This is a genomic window from Pseudomonas quasicaspiana, from assembly GCF_021147825.1.
GTDB lineage: Bacteria > Pseudomonadota > Gammaproteobacteria > Pseudomonadales > Pseudomonadaceae > Aquipseudomonas > Aquipseudomonas quasicaspiana.
Genome location: NZ_JAGTPI010000013.1, coordinates 62,814 through 83,678 on the forward strand (window position 1 = coordinate 62,814; position 20,865 = coordinate 83,678).

Genomic DNA, 20,865 nt, shown 5'->3' on the forward strand with positions numbered 1-20,865 from the left:
GTTTCCGAAGCATTCGCCCGGACCGTCTGTAAACGACTGCACTTTGTGAACTGGCCGTGATTTATTAGCTCTGAAGGCGAGTGATAACTCTGCGATCTGGCGTGTATCAGGCCTCATGTCACCTGCGCTTGTAACGTTTGCAGCCCATCCGTTGTCACCGAAAGCCCCGTAGGACGGCCTCGCGTCCTCGTGAATTGCGTAGGGCAGGGTCGGTCATAAACCGTTTGTCCGCTGTCCAGGCCGCTTTTGGCGGCGTTCGCGACTATAGCAGCAATCATTAAGTGCTTCAAATCCATAAAAAATTGTTATGATTTGCGCCATGACGAATATCACCCCTCCAACCCCCGGCGTCCAGCTGGTAGAGGTTGCGCCGGAATATGCCGGTCAACGTATCGATAACTTTCTTGTCACTTTCCTCAAAGGCGTGCCCAAGACCTTGATCTATCGCATTTTGCGCAAAGGCGAAGTGCGGGTGAACAAGGGGCGGATCAAGCCCGAGTACAAGTTGCAGGCAGGCGACATCATCCGGGTTCCGCCAGTGCGCGTGCCTGAGCGCGACGCGCCTGTGCCTGTAGCTCAGGGTTTGTTGCAGCGTCTCGAAGCGGCGATTGTCTATGAAGACAAGGCGCTGATCGTGCTCAACAAGCCAGCGGGTATCGCTGTGCATGGCGGCAGTGGACTGAACTTCGGCGTCATCGAAGCTTTCCGTCAGATGCGCCCGGATGCCAAGGAACTCGAACTGGTACACCGTCTGGATCGCGACACTTCCGGGCTGTTGATGATTGCCAAGAAGCGCAGCATGTTGCGCCACCTGCATGAGGCCTTGCGCGGCGACGGTGTCGACAAGCGCTACATGGCACTGGTACGCGGTCGCTGGGATACCGCTCAAAAGCGTGTCAGCGCGCCATTGCTCAAGAGCAATCTGCGTTCCGGTGAGCGCATGGTCGAAGTCAACGACGAAGGCAAGGAGGCGCTGACAATTTTCAAAGTGCTGCGCCGCTTCGGTGATTTCGCCACCATGGTCGAAGCCAAGCCGGTGACCGGTCGTACGCACCAGATCCGGGTGCACACGCTGCACGCCGGGCACGCCATTGCTGGTGATACCAAATACGGCGACGAAGACTTCAGTCGCGAGATTCGCGATCTGGGCGGCAAGCGCCTGTTCTTGCACGCTTATATGCTGACCGTGCCGCTGCAGGATGGTGGCGAGCTTAAATTGCAGGCCCCCGTTGATGAAATGTGGGCCAAGACAGTGGAGCGTTTGAGTGCGACCTGATTCTGAATCTTCGAAGTATGATTTATTGATTTTCGATTGGGATGGCACGCTGGCCGACTCTATCGGCCGCATCGTTGCCGCTATGCGCGCTGCGGCTGTCGAGACTGGCAGGCCGGAGCGTGACGAGCATTCCATCAAGGGCATTATCGGTCTGGGTTTGCCCGAAGCGATTCGCACGCTTTATCCGGATATCACAGCCAATGACCTGATCGATTTCCGTCAGCATTACGCCGACAGTTACATGGCCATGGACAACGACGTAGCTTCGCCTTTGTTCGAAGCTGTGCGCGAATCCATTGAAGGCTGGCGCGCCGAGGGTTACAAACTGGCCGTGGCCACCGGCAAGGCGCGTCGAGGTCTTGATCGCGTGCTGAAGGCTCATGACTGGCTCGACTATTTCGACATCACCCGAGCGGCGGATGAAACCGCCAGCAAGCCTGATCCGCTGATGCTGAATGAAATTCTTCAGCATTGCGGCGTTAAGCCGGGACGGGCGTTGATGGTGGGTGATTCCTCTTTCGATCTGCTGATGGCGCGTAATGCGGGTATGGATTCTGTGGCAGTGGGCTATGGCGCGCAGTCGCTGGATTCATTGCGTACTTATGAGCCGCAGTTGGCTATCGAGCATTTTTCCGAGCTGCGCACCTGGTTGGGTGATCGCAGCCATCAGTCTTCATTGTTGGGGTCGTAAATAAATGTCGGACGAATGGAAAGCACCGGTTTCCCGTGACGAGGACGAAGTCGCAGACAGCAAGGCTGATGCGAAGAGCTGGAAATTGCTGGAAAAAACCCTGTTGGCGGGGATTCAGGAACAGCGTCGTTCGCGCCGCTGGGGGATTTTCTTCAAATGCCTGACCTTCCTTTATCTGATCGGGGCACTGTTTCTGTTTACGCCTTTGGGTGATTTCGAGAAAAGCGCTTCTGGCAGCGGTCATCACACCGCGCTGATCCAGATCGAAGGCATGATCGCTGACAAGGAGCCTGCCAGCGCCGACAACATCGTCGGCAGCCTGCGCGCAGCGTTCGAAGACCCGAAAACCAAGGGCGTGATTCTGCGCATCAACAGCCCTGGCGGCAGCCCTGTGCAATCGGGCTATGTCGCTGATGAAATCCGTCGCCTGCGCGCCGAGAAGCCGGAGATCAAGGTCTATGCCGTGATCACTGACCTGGGTGCCTCGGGTGCTTACTACATCGCCAGCGCGGCTGACCAGATCTACGCCGACAAGGCCAGTCTGGTGGGTTCTATCGGCGTAACCGCAGCAGGCTTCGGCTTTGTCGGCGCCATGGAAAAACTGGGTGTTGATCGCCGGACCTACACGTCAGGCGAGCACAAGTCGTTCCTGGACCCGTTCCAGCCGCAAAAAGCAGACGAAACCGCATTCTGGCAAAGCGTGCTGGACACCACCCACCGCCAGTTCATCGCCAGCGTAAAACAGGGCCGAGGCGACCGCCTCAAGGACAAAGATCATCCTGAACTGTTCTCCGGGCTGGTCTGGACGGGCGAGCAGGCCCTGCCGCTGGGCCTGATCGACGGCCTGGGCAGCTCCAGCTACGTCGCACGTGAAGTAATCGGCGAAAAAGAAATGGTCGACTTCACCGTTCAGGAATCCCCGTTCGATCGCTTCTCGAAAAAACTGGGCGCCAGTGTCGCTGACCAAATCGCAATGTGGGCCGGCTTCAAAGGGCCGACGCTTCGCTGATTGCGAATCGCAGCCAACAAACACCCGACCATTGGTCGGGTTTTTTTATTCGCGAAGGTCGAACACCGCTGAATACAAGTAGATCGGTAAGCTCGCGCATTCAGGTCGGCTGTCAGGCCGCTATGCTTTTGATTTTGATCTGAGGCGCCCCGTTAAACCACGCCGGCCGAACGCAGATTCTGAATCGTGGGTAACCCGGCAGGACGCCGGGTTAGCCGCATTGGGCCATGGATGGCCCGTTGCGGCGGCCCACGGTTCAGGATCTGTGTTCGGGTATGCCGAGCGAGAGCGAGGCACCAAGTGGTGGGGCAAGAGCGTTTTGCTTACTTTTGCGCTCCTTTCAAAAGTGAGGCGCTGTAAAAGCGCAACCAATATCAGCCATGCCTGCGGTAACGGATATGTACACAACATTCACTACACAAATAATCAGAGCACCTGCACACCTTCCTTTATAAGCATATCCACCAACCGAATCAGCGGCAGACCAACCAGACTCGTGGCATCACTGCCCTCAGTACTCCGAAACAGACTGACACCCAACCCCTCAGCCTTGAAACTGCCCGCACAGTCATACGGCTGCTCCGCACGCAAATAACGCTCAATACTGACTTGATCCAGCGTACGCATATGCACCGTAAACGGCACATGATCAACCTTGCAGCCACCTGTCGAACTATTAAACAACGCAAGGCCAGTCAGAAACGTCACACTGGAACCACTGGCCGCACCCAACTGCTCCCTAGCGCGCTCAAAAGTGTGAGGCTTGCCAAGAATCCTGCCGTCCAGCACAGCCACCTGATCCGAACCAATAATCAAATGGCCAGGAAATGCGGCCGCAAGGGCCCGGGCCTTCTCCTCGGCAAGGCGACGAACCAACTCAATCGGCCCCTCATTGGGTAGGTGGCTTTCATCGATATCAGGCGAGGCACAGACGAACGGCAGCCGCAGTCTGGCGAGCAATTCCCGGCGATAAGGTGAGCTGGAAGCAAGAAGCAAAGGCAACATGCGGTTCTCCAAAAAGTGAAAACTGATTCTAATCAGTCTCGTGCAGGATTATTGGCCTGAATTTCCTTTGACATGCCTTGGGGTCGTCCCTAGAATGCTGCGCCTATGTTGAATGACCCGATTCCACCTCACGTTGACCCGCGCAAATTGGCTGATCGTGGCACTACCCTTCAAGGTGAAGTGCTGCTGGCTGATTTGGAGAGACTCTGCGACCCGCTTTCCGACACTGTCGGTTCGGTGCAGGCCAAATTCATTTTTGAGCGTGACGAACGTCGCTCCGTGGTTATCCACAGTGCAATTGACGTCGAAGTCAAAATGGTTTGCCAGCGTTGTCTTGAGCTGGTCACCCTGCCGATTCACAGCGAGTGCAGTTACGCTGTGGTGAAGGAGGGTGCGAATACCCAGTCGTTACCGAAAGGTTATGACGTGCTGGAACTGGGCGAAGATCCATTGGATCTGCTGGCATTGATCGAGGAGGAGCTTTTGCTCGCCTTGCCCATTGTGCCTGCTCATCATCCGGAAGAATGCCAGCAGCCGGCGGGTCTCGATGAGCCCGAACCGAGCGTGGACGAGGTAACGCGGTCCAACCCGTTCAGTGTATTGGCGCAGTTAAAGCGTGACCCAAACGTTTAGGAGTTAATCAATTATGGCTGTTCAGCAGAACAAAAAATCCCGCTCTGCCCGTGACATGCGTCGTTCCCACGACGCTCTTGAGGCAAGCACTCTGTCGGTAGAAAAGACCACTGGTGAAATTCACCTGCGTCACCACGTTTCGCCGGAAGGTGTTTACCGTGGTCGTAAAGTGATCGACAAGGGCGCTGACGAGTAATTTCTTGTCCGCTCCGATCATCGCGATCGACGCAATGGGCGGGGACTTCGGTCCCCGCAACATTGTTCAGGCCAGCCTTGCGTGCCTGTCTGCTACGCCCTCGCTCCATCTGATCCTTGTGGGTCAAGCCCCCCTTATTGAAGAACTCATGGCCCGCCATTCTGGTGTGGATCGCTCACGTCTGCGCGTTGTGAACGCCAGCGAAGTGATCACCATGGATGAACGGCCGTCTCAGGCGTTGCGTGGCAAGCCTGACTCTTCGATGCGCGTGGCTCTGGATCTGGTGGCGAGCGGGCAGGCTCAGGCGTGCGTCAGTGCCGGGAATACCGGTGCATTGATGGCGCTTTCGCGCTTTGTCCTGAAAACCCTGCCAGGTATTGATCGCCCGGCCATGGTTGCGGCGATTCCTACCCAGCGTGGCTATTGTCAGTTGCTGGATCTTGGGGCGAATGTCGATTGCAGTGCAGAAAACCTTTATCAGTTTGCCGTGATGGGGTCCGTGGCGGCAGAAGCGCTAGGTGTGGTGCGGCCAAAAGTCGCGCTGCTCAATGTCGGTACCGAAGACATCAAGGGTAATCAGCAGGTCAAGCTGGCTGCGAGTCTGCTGCAGGCTGCGCCTGGCTTGAACTACACAGGTTTTGTCGAAGGTGACGGGTTGTATCGCGGCGAGGTCGATGTGGTGGTCTGTGACGGTTTTGTCGGCAATATCGTGCTCAAGTCCAGCGAAGGGCTGGCGAGCATGATTGCTGCACGAATTGAAACCTTGTTCAGGCAGAATCTGCTGTCGAGGACGGTCGGCGCGCTGGCAATGCCTCTGCTCAAGCGTCTCCAGGCTGATCTTGCGCCTGCGCGGCATAATGGGGCTAGCTTTCTCGGGTTGCAGGGCATTGTGGTTAAAAGCCATGGTTCTGCCAGTGTGCAGGGCTTTCAGAGTGCGATTCAGCGTGCGCTGATCGAGATTCAGGAAAACCTGCCGCAACGCTTGCACGGACGCCTTGGCGAGCTGTTATAGGCTTTCCATAGCGACGTTTGCAGTGCGCGTCCGCTAGAATGTGACGCTGCTGACTGGCCGGTCATCAAAACCGGCAAGTGACTGTAATTAGAATTTCTCGCGCTCGGTCCAGAAGGCCGGGCGTTTATTTCGACGACCATAATCAGGGGCTTGTTTAATGTCTGCATCCCTCGCATTCGTCTTTCCGGGTCAAGGATCGCAATCGCTCGGCATGCTCGCCGATCAAGGCGCGCACCATCCGTTGATCCTCGATACTTTCGCGCAGGCCTCCGATGCCTTGGGTTATGACCTCTGGGCGCTGACTCAGGAAGGTCCGGTCGAGTCGCTCAATCAGACCGACAAGACCCAGCCGGCAATTCTCACTGCGTCGATTGCCCTGTGGCATGTATGGCTGGCTGAGGGCGGTGCTGTTCCTGCGTTTGTCGCCGGTCACAGCCTGGGTGAATACAGCGCGCTGGTCGCGGCACAAAGCCTGAGCCTGGCTGATGCGGTCAAACTGGTCGAGCGTCGTGGTCAGTTGATGCAGGAAGCGGTTCCCGCCGGTCAGGGCGGCATGGCTGCCATTCTCGGTCTGGACGATGCCGATGTCATCGCTGCCTGCGCCGAAGCGGCCCAGGGCGAAGTGGTCAGCGCGGTCAATTTCAACTCGCCGGGTCAGGTCGTCATCGCCGGTTCAGCCGAGGCTGTGAAGCGCGCCATGGAGCTGTGCAAGGCCCGTGGTGCCAAGCGCGCGCTGCCATTGCCAGTCAGCGTTCCGTCGCACTGCGAGCTGATGCGTCCAGCGGCCGAGCGTTTTGCCGAGTCGATTGAAGCGATCGAGTGGCAGGCGCCACAGATTCCACTGGTGCAGAACGTCAGCGCCAGTGTCGTGACCGATCTCGCCACGCTGAAAACCGATTTGCTGCAACAGTTGTACAAGCCGGTCCGTTGGGTCGAGTCGATCCAGGTGCTGGCTGCAAATGGCGCTACCCAGCTGGTTGAGTGTGGTCCCGGCAAAGTGCTTGCCGGCCTGAACAAGCGTTGCGCCGAAGGCGTGACGACCTACAACCTGGATACCCCAGACGCCTACGCCGCCGCCCGCGCGGCACTGGCCTGATTAGGAGAGCTTGCATGAGCCTGCAAGGTAAAGTTGCACTGGTGACTGGTGCCAGTCGTGGTATTGGTCAAGCCATTGCCCTGGAATTGGGTCGTAATGGTGCTGTAGTGGTCGGGACAGCGACTTCCGAGTCGGGTGCCGAGCGCATCAGCGCGACGTTCAAGGAAAACGGCATCGAAGGTTTTGGCCTGATGCTGGACGTCTGCAGCGCCGAGTCCGTGGACTCCGTGCTGTCGCAGATTCAGGAGCGCGTTGGCGCACCGTTGATTCTGGTCAATAATGCCGGCATCACCCGTGACAACCTGATGATGCGCATGAAAGACGACGAGTGGAATGATGTCGTCAACACCAACCTGAACAGCCTTTTCCGGTTGTCCAAGGGCGTTTTGCGTGGCATGACCAAGGCGCGGTGGGGTCGAATTATCAGTATTGGTTCTGTTGTGGGTGCCATGGGCAACGCAGGCCAAGTAAACTATGCCGCCGCGAAAGCGGGTCTGGAAGGTTTCAGTCGCGCTCTGGCGCGTGAAGTGGGTTCGCGTGCGGTAACCGTGAACTCGGTAACTCCTGGTTTTATCGACACCGATATGACCCGCGAGCTGCCTCAGACGCAACGAGATTCCCTGACGGCGCAGATTCCTCTGGGTCGCCTGGGGCAGGCAGAAGAGATTGCGCATGTTGTCGCTTTTCTTGCCTCGGAAGGTGCAGGCTACGTTACCGGGGCTACAATCCCCGTTAACGGCGGCATGTATATGTGATCGCCCGTTTTAAAAAAATGTAATACGGGCTGTCTAAAATCCGTTATAAAGCTGAAATCTTTTAATGGGCAGAGGGGTGATGGGCGTATCGGGAATTGCGTTAAGCTTGAAATTCGCAAATCCTCTTCTATACACTTACCCATCGGCCAGCTGCCTGAATTTGTCTACTAGGAGTTAAAACACGGTATGAGCACCATCGAAGAGCGCGTCAAGAAAATCGTTGCTGAGCAACTTGGCGTCAAATCTGAGGAAGTGGTTAACACTGCTTCTTTCGTTGAAGACCTGGGTGCCGACTCCCTTGACACCGTTGAGCTGGTAATGGCTCTGGAAGAGGAATTCGAGACCGAAATCCCTGACGAAGAAGCCGAGAAGATCACCACTGTTCAAGCTGCTATCGATTACGTTACTGCCCACCAGGCGTAACATTTAGTAATCGTTGCTGGGTCATGGGAAAACCGCACTGCCTTACCGGCGTGCGGTTTTTTCTTTAAAACGATGTCCTGTGTAGTCAATGAAAGAAAAGGAGAGTCCTGTGTCGCGTAGACGCGTCGTGGTCACCGGTATGGGTATGCTGTCGCCATTGGGTACGGATGTGCCGAGCAGTTGGCAGGGCATTCTGGCTGGTCGCAGTGGCATTAACCTTATCGAACACACAGACCTTTCGGCTTACACGACCCGCTTTGGCGGTTCGATCAAGGGCTTCAACGTCGAAGAGTATCTGGCGCCCAAAGAGGCTCGCAGGCTCGATCTATTCATCCAGTACGGTCTCGCTGCCAGCTTTCAGGCTGTGCGTAATTCCGGCCTGGAAGTCACCGATGCAAACCGTGAACGCATTGGCGTTGCCATGGGTTCTGGAATCGGTGGTCTGACCAATATCGAAAACAACAGCCGTTCTCTGCACGAGCAGGGGCCAGGGCGTATTTCGCCGTTTTTCGTGCCGGGTTCCATCATCAACATGATTTCCGGTTTCCTGTCGATCCATCTGGGCGCACAGGGACCTAACTATGCCATTGCGACTGCCTGCACCACGGGCACTCATTGCATTGGCATGGCTGCACGCAACATTGCCTACGGCGAAGCCGATGTGATGATTGCGGGTGGCGCTGAAATGGCGGCCTGTGGGCTGGGCATGGGCGGCTTTGGTGCTTCCCGCGCGCTGTCGACCCGCAATGACGATCCAACCCGCGCCAGCCGTCCCTGGGACAAAGGCCGTGACGGTTTTGTCCTGTCCGACGGCTCCGGTGCGCTGGTGCTTGAAGAGCTTGAGCATGCCAAGGCGCGTGGTGCGACTATTTATGCCGAGCTGATCGGCTTTGGCATGAGCGGCGATGCATACCACATGACTTCGCCGCCAGACGACGGCGCCGGTGCTGCCCGTTGCATCCGCAATGCGCTGAACGACGCCAAGGTCAACCCTGAGCAGGTTCAGTACATCAATGCCCACGGCACCTCGACCATGGCGGGCGACCTTGCCGAAGCCAATGCAATCAAGAGTGTGTTTGGCAATCACGCCTATAAGCTGGCGGTCAGCTCCACCAAATCCATGACCGGTCACTTGCTGGGCGCGGCCGGTGCTGTTGAAGCCATCTTCAGTGTGCTGGCGATCAACGGTCAGGTGGCACCGCCGACCATCAACCTGGACGAGCCGGGTGAAGGTTGTGATCTGGACTTCGTGCCGCACGAGGCACGTAGCATGCCCATCGACGTGGTGGTCTCCAACTCCTTTGGTTTTGGTGGAACCAACGGCTCACTGGTGTTCCGCCGGTTCGCCGAGTGATGCCAGGCTGGGTCGATGGACGTCCAGCCGACACGCTTTCTGTCAAAAATAGAGGGCTGGCTTATGGCGATGGGCTATTTGAAACCATCGCGGTAAGGGCAGGGCAGCCATCGCTGCTGGATCAGCATATGCAGCGCTTGCAACGAGGCTGTGATCGTCTGGGCATTGCTGCTGATCTGGTTTTGATTCGTGACGAGCTGCTGGCCTTTGCCCGGCAACTCGACGAAGGGGTCATGAAGCTGATCCTTGCCCGAGGCGACAGCCAGCGCGGCTATGCCCCTGATCCCCATTCTCACCCTGTAAGAATTCTTCAAGGTAGTCCGCTGCCTGCCTATCCCGCTGCTCATGCGGAGCAGGGCATTTACTTGTTCCCCTGCGTCACACGTCTGGCCGAGCAGCCCTTGCTGGCAGGTTTGAAGCATTTGAATCGTCTCGAACAAGTGCTTGCCCGTTCGGAATGGCAGGGCTCCGAGTTTGCCGAAGGGCTGATGCGTGATCTCTCCGGTCGTGTTATTGAAGGGGTTTACAGCAATCTGTTTATGGTCCGCGATGACGTGTTGCTCACGGCTGACCTGAGTCGCAGCGGCGTCGCGGGTGTCATGCGCGGTGCGTTGCTGGAGCAGGCCCCGGAGCTTGGCATTCACGTCGAAGTTCGTGATCTGCATATGGCTGATCTGGAACATGCTGACGAAGTATTTGTCTGCAACAGTGTCTATGGCGTCTGGCCGGTGCGAGGCTTCGAACAGCTGAGCTGGTCGGTTGGACCGCTCACCCGTAAACTGCAGCGCAAAGCTCTTGCCCTTCTGGATATCGCTTAGTGATTCGAAAATTTTTGCTGTTGCTGGAAACGGGCCTGGTCCTGGCAGGTTTGGCGCTGGGTTATGCCTACTGGCAGCAGAAAGAGGCCCTGCATCAACCCTTGAACGTCACCCAGGAACAGATGCTCGACGTTCCTGCCGGTTCGACGCCGGGTGGTCTGCTCAATCGTCTGCAAACCGACGGTGTGATCAAAGACGCATTCTGGCTAAGGCTGTACTGGCGCTTCAACCTCTCGAGTGAAGCCCTGCACAGCGGCGAATACCGCATGACGCCGGGTATGAACGCTCAGTCCTTGCTGGGGCTGTGGCAGCGCGGTGAAGTCGTCCAATACAGCCTGACGCTGGTCGAGGGCTGGAATTTCCGTCAGGTGCGTGCAGCACTCGGCAAGCAGCCCAAGCTTGAGCAAACACTGGTTAATCTCAGCGACGCTGAGCTGATGACTAAAATCGGTCATCCGGATGTTTTTCCCGAGGGCCGGTTCTTCCCTGACACTTACCGCTACGTCCGCGGCATGACCGACGCTGAAATTCTCAAACAGGCCTACAAGCGTCTCGACGACGTGTTGGAAGAGGAGTGGGCCAAGCGTGCAGCAGATGTGCCGTATACCGATGCTTATCAAGCGCTGATCATGGCGTCCCTGGTTGAAAAAGAGACTGGCGTCCCGCAGGAGCGTGGCCAGATCGCCGGCGTTTTTGTTCGCAGACTGGCCCTGGGCATGTTGCTGCAGACGGACCCGACAGTCATCTATGGTCTGGGCGAGCGCTACAACGGCAAGTTGACCCGCGCTCACCTGAAAGAGCCTACGCCTTACAACACCTACGTCATCTCCGGTTTGCCACCTACGCCCATTTCTTTGGTCGGCCGTGAAGCGATTCATGCTGCTCTCAACCCGGTGCCGGGGCGCAGTCTGTATTTCGTCGCCCGGGGCGATGGCAGTCACGTATTTTCCGATGACCTGGACGCGCATAACGCCGCGGTCCGCGAGTTTCAGCTCAAGCGTCGTGCTGACTACCGATCGAGTCCGGCCCCGGCCGCAGTTCCAGTAGTCCCGGCGACTCCTGCTGAGCCCGTCCCGGCGGTCGAGCCCAATCCGGCGGCGACTGATGAAGCGAAAGCAGAACAAGACACCGCGCCGAGCGAGCAAAAATCACAATGAATTTTATTGAGTACACCCTGTGACCGGCCTGTTTATCACCCTCGAGGGCCCGGAAGGTGCCGGTAAAAGCACCAACCGTGAATACCTTGCAGCGCAACTGCGCGCTGAAGGCATCGACGTATTGCTGACTCGTGAGCCGGGCGGTACGCCGCTGGCTGAACGCATTCGTGAACTGTTGCTGGCACCCAGCGACGAAGCCATGCATGCCGATACCGAGTTGCTGCTGGTGTTTGCTGCCCGTGCGCAACACCTGGCTGAAGTCATTCGTCCAGCACTGGCGCGTGGCGCAGTGGTCCTGTGTGATCGCTTCACGGATGCAACTTACGCTTATCAAGGTGGTGGTCGTGGCTTGTCCCATGAGCGGATCACTGCGCTGGAGAATTTCGTACAAGGCGATTTGCGCCCGGACCTGACTGTGGTGTTTGATTTGCCGGTAGAGGTGGGTCTGGCGCGGGCCACTGCGCGGGGGCGGCTGGATCGTTTCGAGCAGGAAGGCCGGACCTTTTTCGACGCGGTGCGCAGTACGTATCTGAATCGCGCCAAAGCCGAGCCAGGACGTTATCGTCTTGTGGATGCGGCGCAATCCCTGCCTGACGTGCAGCGCTCTCTCGACGCATTGTTGCCTGAGCTGTTGAGTCTGCACCGTGGCTGAAGCTTATCCCTGGCAGGAGCAGCTCTGGCAGCAATTGGCGGGTCGTGCTCAACACGCCCACGCTTATTTGCTGCATGGGCCGATTGGTATTGGCAAGCGAGCACTGGCTGAGCGGTTGATGGGCAGCCTGCTGTGCCAGCGACCGGAAGGCCTTGAAGCGTGCGGCCAGTGCAAGTCCTGTCTGTTGCTGGCGGCGGGAAGTCACCCGGACAATTACGTGCTGGAGCCGGAAGAGGCGGATAAGGCGATCAAGGTCGATCAGGTCCGCGATCTGGTGAGTTTTGTGGTGCAGACGGCACAAATGGGTGGCCGCAAAGTGGTATTGATCGAGCCCGTCGAGTCGATGAATATCAACGCCGCCAACGCTTTGTTGAAAAGCCTTGAAGAGCCGTCGGGCAACACCGTTTTGCTGCTGGTCAGTCATCAGCCCAGCCGATTGTTGCCAACGGTCAAAAGCCGTTGCGTGCAACAAGCCTGCCCGCTGCCCAGTGAAGAGATGAGTCTCACATGGCTTGCCAAGGCATTGCCGGAGAGCAGCGAGGAGGAGCGGCGCGAGTTGCTGACCCTCGCCGCTGGTTCTCCCCTTGCTGCTGTCAGCCTTCAGACTCAGGGCGTGCGCGAGCAGCGTGCTCAGGTGGTGGATGGCGTAAAGAAGCTACTCAAGCAGCAACAATCGCCGACCCAACTGGCTGAAGGCTGGAAAGATATCCCGCTGTTGCTGTTGTTTGACTGGTTTTGCGATTGGTCGCACCTGGTTTTGCGATACCAACTGACCGGGGATGAACAAGGCCTGGGTTTGGAGGATATGCGCAAAGTAGTGCAGTATCTGGCGCAGAAGTCCGCGCAGGGCAAGGTGCTCGAGATTCAGGACTGGATTCTGGCCCAGCGTCAGAAAGTCATGTCCAAGGCCAACCTGAACAGGGTATTACTGCTTGAGGCCTTGCTGGTTCAATGGTCGGGGCTGATCAGCCAGCGCTAGCGTTTAGTCGTTGGACGGAAATGCATTTAAATTCAGTTGGTTATGTTTTTTGATAGGAGTTGGCATGAGCCTGCCGCCGAGTTCCGGTCCACGAAATGGCATTTTGTCTCTGACTATCAAGGACAAGTCCGTTCTGTACGCGGCCTACATGCCCTTTATCAGAAATGGCGGGCTGTTCATCCCCACCAGTAAAAGCTACAAGCTCGGGGATGAGGTGTTCATGCTGTTGAACCTGATGGATGAACCGGAAAAAATTCCGGTGGCGGGCAAAGTCGCCTGGATCACCCCCAAGGGCGCGCAAGGTAATCGCGCGGCTGGCGTCGGCGTGCAATTCAATGATGGTGACACGACCGCCCGTACCATGATCGAAACCTATCTGGCCGGTGCTTTGAAGTCCGACCGTCCCACTCACACGATGTAGTTGCCTATTTCCATGCTTGTAGATTCCCATTGCCACCTTGACCGCCTGGACCTTGCCGAGCATTCCGGATCCCTGGATGCTGCCCTTGAGGCTGCACGTGGCCGGGGTGTCGGACACTTTCTGTGCATCGGCGTCAGCGCCGAAAACGCCGGAGCAGTGAAGGCGCTTGCCGAGCAATACGATGATGTTGATTGCTCAGTGGGTATCCATCCACTTGACCTGACACCAGGCGAAACGCCAGCGCTGGACTGGCTGCTCAAAGAGCTGGATCACCCACGGGTGGTGGCGATTGGCGAAACGGGTCTGGACTACCATTACGAGCCCGAAGCGGCGGAGTTGCAGCAGGCGTCGTTTCGACTGCATCTGCAAGCCGCGAACATCACCGGCAAGCCGGTCATCGTTCACACTCGCGGTGCGCGGGCCGACACCTTGAGCCTGCTGCGCGAGGCTGCATTGCCCCAGGGCGGGGTGCTGCACTGTTTCACCGAAGACTGGGACATGGCCAAGGCGGCGCTGGATCTTGGTTTTTACATATCCCTGTCTGGCATCGTCACCTTCCGCAACGCCGATGCGTTGCGTGACGTGGCGCGTCAGGTACCAGCGGACCGGTTGTTGGTAGAAACGGACTCGCCTTACCTCGCGCCAATCCCATACCGGGGCAAACCCAACCTGCCTCAGTACGTGCGTGAAGTGGCCGAATTTCTGGCCATGTTGCGCGGTGAGTCTTACGAGCAGTTTGCGGAAATGACGACTGCCAACTTTGCCCGACTGTTCCCCTTGGCGCATCTGAAGGCTTGACGAATCGCAGGCAAAAAAAACCCGGGTTCTGGGGGGTGAATCCGGGTTAAGACCATTAGGAGTAAAACAAAGGTGCGCTATCCATCTGCACCTTTATTGGCGCGTCACTTGGGGGAGATGTCGCGCCAACGTACTAAGTATTGGTCATGCTCGCCCGGCGTCCAGTCGCTTCTGTACGTTTTTTAAACAGATTTGGAATAGCGGGGCGGTTGTTGAGTCCGTTTTATCTATGATTTACGGCCACACCTCTGGAATGCTGCCTGGGACCGAGATCGCATTGCCTCGCTCCAACAGGGGGAGTGTGGTTTTCATGTGGGAGCCGAGCTTGCTCGCGATGAGACCAACACCATTCTTTCCCAGAAGTGAGTTCCCGGATTGTCCGACACTCTCCCGTCAAAACCTGCACTTCACGCATTTAACGCACCATGGTCGGATGATCCGTGCAATTTCGCGCGGGTTAGGCATAATGCAGAGCTTCGATTTTGAGCCGTGCAGACCTTCTTAATATGCAAAAAGAACCTCGTAAGGTCCGTGAGTTTCGCCGCCGTGAGCAGGAAATCCTCGACACGGCGCTTAAGTTATTTCTCGATGAAGGCGAAGACAGCGTTACTGTCGAGATGATTGCGGACGCCGTCGGTATTGGCAAAGGCACCATCTACAAGCACTTCAAATCCAAGGCGGAAATCTATTTGCGCCTGATGCTCGACTACGAGCGTGATCTGAACGAGTTACTGCATTCAGCGGATCTGGAAAAGGACAAGGAGTCACTTTCCCGCGCCTACTTCGAATTCCGCATGCGTGATCCACAGCGTTATCGCCTGTTTGATCGTCTGGAAGAGAAGGTCGTCAAAGGCAATCAGGTGCCAGAACTGGTCGATGAGCTGCACAAGATCCGCGCCTCGAACTTCGAACACCTGACGCTGCTGATCAAAGGGCGGATCAACGAAGGCAAGCTCGAAGACGTCCCGCCGTATTTCCACTACTGCGCTGCCTGGGCTTTGGTGCATGGCGCCGTTGCGCTCTACCACTCGCCGTTCTGGAGCAATGTGCTTGAAGATCAGGAAGGCTTTTTTCAATTTCTGATGGATATCGGCGTGCGCATGGGCAACAAGCGCAAGCGCGATACAGATGTCATGGCCGATCCCAAGGTAGATTCCCCAGATCAGTAACCGGGCTGCTCCAAGGCTCTGTTTCAGGCACGCTACACATTAAAACCCGCATTATTCAGCTTCCAGGCGCGCTCTGGCTCGGAAGCTGCATCCGACGACCATTCGCCGGTTTTCCGTCACCGGCATTTGGGAGGGGAATAATGCGTAGCCTGGTTCTGTTACTGGCGCTGTTGGCGTTGAGTGGTTGCATGAGTGTCAGCGATCTGGCCCAGGGCACCAAGGATCAACTGAGTGATGCCGGGATTCTCGACCACGGCGAAACCCGTCGTATCGGCAATTGGCGCATACAGGCTGACTCGTTCATCTATATCGCTCAAGGCGCGTTCGTACCGCCTAATTCCAGTCCCCATCCCAAGCAGAACGTAGTGGCTGAAGAAGCCTTCAACGGCTTCGTTGAATATTTCCCGATGGTTCGTCGCGCACGTACCCCATTGGGGCTGGATGAGGCAATGACCGAAGCCCGTGGTTTCGGCGCGCATTACTTGCTCTACACTCGATTTGCCAAGGCTGACGACCGGATCGGCAATACGGATGAATGGTCCGACCAGGAAGCGCTGGATCGGCTCGGTATTGATAACGGTGTGATCCAGTTGATGTTGATCGAAACCAGCACCCGCTACCTGATCGACACCGCCCGTATTCGTATTCGTGGCGGATTGCTGACGTTCTACGACAATAAACCAGAAGACCTGCTCGGCCCGCCGCTTGAGGAATATGCTCGCAGCCTGTTGGGTCTGAGTCGCTAAGGAGAAAAAATGACCGGTCCGGGCAAGGCCAATGATCTGTTCGCGCAGATCCCCAAGAGCAAAGGATTACCACCCGTTCACCTGTGGAATCCGGATTTCTGCGGCGATATCGACATGCGTATCGCGCGGGATGGCACCTGGTTCTACCTGGGTACGCCAATTGGTCGCAAACCCATGGTTCGGTTGTTTTCCACGATCATGCGTCGCGATGGCGACGATTACTTCCTGATTACTCCCGTGGAGAAGGTCCGGATTCGCGTCGATGACGCACCGTTCGTGGCGGTCAGTCTGGTGGTGGAGGGCGAAGGCGAGCAGCAGACTTTGCGCTTCTCGACCAATGTCGAGGATGATACCGAAGCAGGCCCGGATCACCCGTTACGCGTGATAGTCGATCCCCAGACTGAAGAGCCGGCCCCCTACATTCATGTGCGGGCCAACCTTGAAGCACTGATTCATCGCAACGTGTTCTACCAGTTGGTGGAGCTGGCCGTTTCCCGCGACATTGATGGTCAGCGCTGGCTGGGCGTCTGGAGTCACGGAGAGTTCTTTCCCATAGGCCTTGAGCCTTGAATCAATAAGTTGCCGCTCAATTGCTTGCTTTGTACTCGGCGGTTAAAGTGCCGCTCCCCGTTTTACCTGAGGTTTTTGCATGAATCAGTCCTTTGATATTGCCGTTATCGGCGCCACCGGTACTGTCGGCGAAACCATCGTCCAGATTCTCGAAGAGCGTAACTTCCCGGTTGCGCAGTTGCATCTGCTGGCCAGTATCGAGTCGGCAGGTCATTCCGTGCCGTTCAGGGGCAAAAATGTGCGCGTGCGCGAAGTCGACGAGTTCGATTTCAGCAAGGCGCAGGTTGCGTTCTTTGCAGCGGGTCCGGCGATTACCCGCAGCTATGCTGCCCGTGCGACCGCTGCCGGGTGTTCGGTCATTGATCTGTCCGGTGGGTTGTCCCCGGAGGAAGCACCGAACGTCGTTCCCGAAATCAATGGCGCTTTGATCGAGTCGTACGGCAAACCGTTTCAGGTGGGCAGCCCAAGTTCTTCCGGTGCAGCGTTGGCGCTGACACTGGCACCTTTGCTGGCGGTGCTGGACATTCAGCGAATCAGCGTCACGGCTTGTCTGGCGGTATCGAGCCAAGGGCGTGAAGGCGTCGCTGAACTGGCGCGTCAGACGACAGAGTTACTCAATGTTCGTCCGCTGGAGCCGCGCTTTTTTGATCGGCAAATGGCCTTTAACCTGCTGGCCCAAGTGGGTACGCCAGATGCAGAAGGGCATGTACCGCTGGAAAAACGTCTGGTCGCGGAGTTGCGAGAGTTGCTGGCTCTGCCTTTACTGAAGGTTTCTGCGGCAACCGTGCAGGCACCGTTGTTTTTTGGCGACAGCTTCACGGTTTCGTTAGTGACGGCGGCACCAGTGAATCTCGGAGCGGTCAACAAGGCACTGGAGTCTGCGGCTGGAATCGAGTTGGTCGAAGCTGGTGATTACCCGACTGCGGTCGGCGATGCTGTAGGGCAGGACGTTGTTTATGTAGGACGCGTCCGGAGTGGGATCGATGATCCTTGTGAGTTAAATCTGTGGGTCACGTCGGACAATGTACGCAAAGGTGCAGCTCTCAACGCTGTGCAGCTCGCTGAATTGTTGATAAAAGACTATGTGTAAAAGATACTTGGCGGCAATTTGAAGAATCATTCTAGCCAGGCGTGTCCTCCAAGCTCCTGAGATGAGTACTTTTTGCCTCTCGGATGCCGAGGAATTTTTTAACAAGGGATGGGCTATGGTTCAGGTTCGCAAACTGGTTTTAGCAATTGCTGCGGCTTCCGCGCTGTCATCTGGAATGGCGCATGCGCTGGGGCTTGGGGAATTGTCGGTCAAGTCGACCCTGAACCAGCCGTTGGTAGCCGAAATCGAACTGACGGAAGCGCAGGGGCTGAACGCCTCGCAAGTGGTGCCAAGTCTGGCAACCACCGCCGATTTCGCTCAGGCCGGTGTCACTCGGCAGGCGTTTCTCAACGACCTTACGTTTACCCCGGTGATCAACGCCAGTGGCAAGAGTGTCTTGCGTATTACCTCTAGCAGGCCGGTACGCGAACCCTTTGTGAAATTCCTCGTTCAAGTGTTGTGGCCAAACGGCCGCTTGCTGCGCGAGTACAGCCTGCTGCTTGATCCGCCTAAATATTCCCCGGAAGCGGCAGCCGCTGCTGCAGCGGCCGCGCCAGCTCCAGCTGCTGCGACCCAGTTGCCTTCTACGGCACCGGCTGCCGAGCAACCGGCTGCCCCGGCGCCAACGCCAGCCGCCGAGACGCCGCCCGCACCAGCACCAGTCGCGGACAGCAGTGCCAGGCAGGCCTCGTACACCACCAGCAATAACGACACGTTGTGGGAAATTGCCGAGAAAAATCGCAATGGCGGCACCGTGCAACAGACGATGCTGGCGATTCAGGCGCTGAACCCGGACGCATTCATTGGCGGCAATATCAACCGACTTAAAAAAGGTCAGGTATTGCGTTTGCCGACGCCTTCGCAGTCAACGACCTTGCCTCAGCCTCAAGCAATCACCGAAGTGGCTGCGCAGAATCAGGCGTGGCGTCAGGGGCGTAGAACGCCTTCCGGCACGCGTCAGGTTGATGCAACCCGTCGCGATCGTGCCGGTGAGGCACCTTCCCGGGTAGAAGCGGGCGATAACCTGAGTCTGGTATCTGCAGGTTCAAATACTGCGGGCAAAGGCTCTGCAGGCGAAAAAGAATTAAGCAACAAGTTGGCCGTGGCTCAGGAAAATCTGGACACCGCACGTCGTGATAACGCGGAGCTCAAGAGCCGCATGAACGACCTGCAAAGCCAACTGGACAAGATGCAGCGTCTGATTCAGCTGAAAAGCGATCAATTGGCCAAGATGCAGGCTGCCGGAGGCGTAGTTCCGCCTGCGACGCCGGGTGCGACGCCTGATGCCGCAGCGGCCGCAAAACCTGCTGACTCGGCCATGCCCGCCACAGTGGTTGGCGCGCCGGGTACGCCTGAGGCTGCTGCCAAACCGCCAGGTGAGATTGCCCCGGAAGATGCGCTACCGGCTGGTGCCGCTCAGGTCATCGCGCCTGGTGCAGATCAGCCGTTGGCCGTTGAGCCGGTAGTCGCGCCGGAGTCCGACGCGGATAACGCCTTCAAACAGTTGCTCAATAATCCGATTGTGCTTGGCATCATCGGCGGCGCTGTAGTGCTGTTCCTGCTTCTGTTGATGCTGTTCCTGGCCCGTCGTCGCAATGCCAAGGCCGAGGCCGAGAAGCATAAGCGCATGGCGCGTGCTCTGGCTGAAGAGTCTGACTTTGTGTCCGACATGGATATGGACGTGCCGCAAGCCAGTTTCGAAGGGTTGGGCGTTGCTTCGCCTAACGTGGCAATGACGCCACCGCCTGCTGCTGGCGGTCCGAAAGAGCGTCCGGCTGATCCGCTGGTTCAGGCTGAAATCCATATCGCTTACGGCCGTATGAATCAGGCGGTCGAACTTCTGGAAGAGGCTGTTAAAGAAGATCCTGCTCGTGATGATATCCGTCTCAAGCTGATGGAAATCTACGCCGAGCAGGGCAACACCAAGGCCTTCGCCGCGCACGAGCGCAAAGTGGTGGCACGGGGAAAGCATGAAGCTGAGGTCGAGCAGCTAAAGAGTCGTTACCCGACCATGGTTACCGCAGCTGTTGTGGCTGCGGCGGCAACAGCGACGGCTGCAGCAGTGGCCGCCGAACTGGATGCGAAATACGTTGAGGAGCTGCTGCTCGACGAAGAAGAACCGCAGCCGCCTGTCGCTGAAGTACAGCCAGAGCCAGAGCTGGCTTCAGAGCCGGAACTGGAACCTGAGCCAGTCGTCGCAGCGTCAGTCCCTGAAGCTGAAGTTCCGGCTGCTGAGGTTGATGACTTCGAGCAGGATTTCGATCTGAGCCTGGACGATCTGGAACAGGCTTCGCCGGAGCACGTGGTCGATCTGACCGCGCCGGCAGAGGTGAGCGATTTCGAGCTGGATGCACCAACACCTGCGCCTGAGCCTGAGCCGCAGGAGCCGAGCTTTGAGTCGCTCCTGAAGCAGCAGACTGAAGCGCCCGTGGTCAGCACGCCTGACGACCTGGACGATTTCGATCTGGATCTGGCGGAAGACGAACCCGGGCTGACCACGGAAGATGATTTCTTGCTCAGCCTCGACGAAGAGCCGTTGGACCTGGGTGAGCCTGCTCCTGTAGTGGCAGTCGAACCTGAGCCTGAACTGGAGCACGATCTGGACTTGCCGGATGACTTCGACCTGTCGCTGTCTGACGAAATCGAGTCTGATCCTGCCGCCCAGGCATTCGCTTCCGAGATTGAGGACGTCAACGCCGAACTGGAGCGTTTGTCGCAGAATCTTGAGCACCCGCCGATGGCAGAGCCTTTCGAGACGCCTAGCTTCACCGCTGATGACATGGCGTCGATGGATGACGAGCCAGAGTTCGATTTCCTGTCCGGCACCGACGAAGCCGCCACCAAGCTCGATCTGGCACGCGCCTACATCGAAATGGGTGACAGCGACGGCGCTCGCGATATCCTCGATGAAGTGGTGTCCGAGGGTAATGACGGTCAGAAAACCGAAGCGCGGGACATGCTCTCTCGTCTGGTCTGATTCGTTACCGCTGTGTTGCAACGGCCGCTTATGCGGCC

General features: G+C 57.3%; 22 protein-coding genes. 21 read left to right on the forward strand and 1 reads right to left on the reverse strand.

Annotated elements, in window-relative coordinates; translation table 11 throughout:
* The first annotated feature begins 319 nt into the window (after window positions 1–319).
* Genes rluC through KDX30_RS10815 form a run of 3 tightly spaced genes read left to right on the forward strand, consistent with a single transcriptional unit; the run spans window position 320 to window position 2,976 of the window.
* Complete coding sequence (rluC, locus tag KDX30_RS10805; protein ID WP_231665720.1) at window positions 320–1,276, forward strand: 23S rRNA pseudouridine(955/2504/2580) synthase RluC; 957 nt, start codon at window positions 320–322, stop codon at window positions 1,274–1,276.
* The gene (locus tag KDX30_RS10810) at window positions 1,266–1,967 is read left to right on the forward strand and encodes an HAD-IA family hydrolase (RefSeq protein ID WP_231675723.1); all 702 of its coding nucleotides are present in this window, start codon (window positions 1,266–1,268) and stop codon (window positions 1,965–1,967) included. The genes rluC and KDX30_RS10810 overlap by 11 nt, the downstream gene beginning before the upstream one ends.
* A gap of 4 nt (window positions 1,968–1,971) precedes the next feature.
* On the forward strand, window positions 1,972–2,976 hold the full coding sequence (locus tag KDX30_RS10815; RefSeq protein ID WP_231675724.1) for a S49 family peptidase: 1,005 nt from the start codon (window positions 1,972–1,974) through the stop codon (window positions 2,974–2,976).
* 426 nt (window positions 2,977–3,402) lie between these two features.
* On the opposite strand, the gene KDX30_RS10820 is transcribed toward KDX30_RS10815, so the two are convergent.
* Window positions 3,403–3,981, reverse strand: a complete 579-nt coding sequence (locus KDX30_RS10820; RefSeq protein ID WP_231675725.1) for a Maf family protein — start codon at window positions 3,979–3,981, stop codon at window positions 3,403–3,405.
* 105 nt (window positions 3,982–4,086) lie between these two features.
* On the opposite strand from KDX30_RS10820, the gene KDX30_RS10825 reads away from it, so the two are divergent.
* The 18 genes from KDX30_RS10825 (at window position 4,087) to KDX30_RS10910 (ending at window position 20,827) form a co-directional block, all read left to right on the forward strand.
* Complete coding sequence (locus KDX30_RS10825; protein WP_027901079.1) at window positions 4,087–4,614, forward strand: YceD family protein; 528 nt, start codon at window positions 4,087–4,089, stop codon at window positions 4,612–4,614.
* 13 nt (window positions 4,615–4,627) lie between these two features.
* A complete protein-coding gene (gene rpmF, locus KDX30_RS10830) occupies window positions 4,628–4,810 on the forward strand; it encodes a 50S ribosomal protein L32 (RefSeq protein WP_002552688.1) in 183 nt (60 codons plus the stop codon).
* Between the two features lie 4 nt (window positions 4,811–4,814).
* A complete protein-coding gene (gene plsX, locus KDX30_RS10835) occupies window positions 4,815–5,822 on the forward strand; it encodes a phosphate acyltransferase PlsX (protein WP_231675726.1) in 1,008 nt (335 codons plus the stop codon).
* Between the two features lie 157 nt (window positions 5,823–5,979).
* Window positions 5,980–6,918 carry an ACP S-malonyltransferase gene (gene fabD / locus KDX30_RS10840; RefSeq protein ID WP_231675727.1) on the forward strand — a complete coding sequence of 313 codons (939 nt, stop codon included), beginning with the start codon at window positions 5,980–5,982 and terminating at the stop codon, window positions 6,916–6,918.
* Between the two features lie 14 nt (window positions 6,919–6,932).
* Window positions 6,933–7,673 (forward strand): 3-oxoacyl-ACP reductase FabG, encoded by a 741-nt coding sequence (gene fabG, locus KDX30_RS10845; protein ID WP_027901082.1) that lies wholly within the window; start codon window positions 6,933–6,935, stop codon window positions 7,671–7,673.
* 186 nt (window positions 7,674–7,859) lie between these two features.
* Window positions 7,860–8,096: an acyl carrier protein gene (acpP, locus tag KDX30_RS10850; protein WP_087265500.1), complete on the forward strand. Its 237-nt coding sequence runs from the start codon at window positions 7,860–7,862 to the stop codon at window positions 8,094–8,096.
* 109 nt (window positions 8,097–8,205) lie between these two features.
* Window positions 8,206–9,450: a beta-ketoacyl-ACP synthase II gene (fabF, locus tag KDX30_RS10855; RefSeq protein ID WP_231672651.1), complete on the forward strand. Its 1,245-nt coding sequence runs from the start codon at window positions 8,206–8,208 to the stop codon at window positions 9,448–9,450.
* Window positions 9,450–10,268 (forward strand): aminodeoxychorismate lyase, encoded by an 819-nt coding sequence (gene pabC / locus KDX30_RS10860; protein WP_231675728.1) that lies wholly within the window; start codon window positions 9,450–9,452, stop codon window positions 10,266–10,268. Before fabF ends, pabC begins: the two co-directional genes overlap by 1 nt.
* Entirely contained in the window at window positions 10,268–11,425 is a 1,158-nt protein-coding gene (gene mltG / locus KDX30_RS10865; RefSeq protein WP_231675729.1) for an endolytic transglycosylase MltG, read from the forward strand. The genes pabC and mltG overlap by 1 nt, the downstream gene beginning before the upstream one ends.
* Window positions 11,426–11,444: 19 nt before the next feature.
* Window positions 11,445–12,077, forward strand: coding sequence for a dTMP kinase (gene tmk, locus KDX30_RS10870; protein WP_231675730.1), 633 nt, complete (start codon window positions 11,445–11,447; stop codon window positions 12,075–12,077).
* A complete protein-coding gene (locus tag KDX30_RS10875) occupies window positions 12,070–13,056 on the forward strand; it encodes a DNA polymerase III subunit delta' (RefSeq protein WP_231675731.1) in 987 nt (328 codons plus the stop codon). Before tmk ends, KDX30_RS10875 begins: the two co-directional genes overlap by 8 nt.
* Before the next feature lie 64 nt (window positions 13,057–13,120).
* On the forward strand, window positions 13,121–13,477 hold the full coding sequence (locus KDX30_RS10880; RefSeq protein WP_027901089.1) for a PilZ domain-containing protein: 357 nt from the start codon (window positions 13,121–13,123) through the stop codon (window positions 13,475–13,477).
* 12 nt (window positions 13,478–13,489) lie between these two features.
* On the forward strand, window positions 13,490–14,275 hold the full coding sequence (locus KDX30_RS10885) for a TatD family hydrolase (protein ID WP_027901090.1): 786 nt from the start codon (window positions 13,490–13,492) through the stop codon (window positions 14,273–14,275).
* Window positions 14,276–14,781: 506 nt separating this feature from the next.
* On the forward strand, window positions 14,782–15,444 hold the full coding sequence (locus KDX30_RS10890) for a TetR/AcrR family transcriptional regulator (protein ID WP_122398130.1): 663 nt from the start codon (window positions 14,782–14,784) through the stop codon (window positions 15,442–15,444).
* Window positions 15,445–15,584: 140 nt separating this feature from the next.
* Window positions 15,585–16,190, forward strand: a complete 606-nt coding sequence (locus KDX30_RS10895) for a DUF4823 domain-containing protein (RefSeq protein ID WP_027901092.1) — start codon at window positions 15,585–15,587, stop codon at window positions 16,188–16,190.
* Between the two features lie 9 nt (window positions 16,191–16,199).
* Window positions 16,200–16,760 carry a DUF1285 domain-containing protein gene (locus KDX30_RS10900; protein WP_122398131.1) on the forward strand — a complete coding sequence of 187 codons (561 nt, stop codon included), beginning with the start codon at window positions 16,200–16,202 and terminating at the stop codon, window positions 16,758–16,760.
* Window positions 16,761–16,839: 79 nt separating this feature from the next.
* A complete protein-coding gene (locus KDX30_RS10905) occupies window positions 16,840–17,850 on the forward strand; it encodes an aspartate-semialdehyde dehydrogenase (protein WP_099269628.1) in 1,011 nt (336 codons plus the stop codon).
* 115 nt (window positions 17,851–17,965) lie between these two features.
* Complete coding sequence (locus KDX30_RS10910; protein WP_231675732.1) at window positions 17,966–20,827, forward strand: FimV/HubP family polar landmark protein; 2,862 nt, start codon at window positions 17,966–17,968, stop codon at window positions 20,825–20,827.
* Window positions 20,828–20,865: the final 38 nt, after the last annotated feature.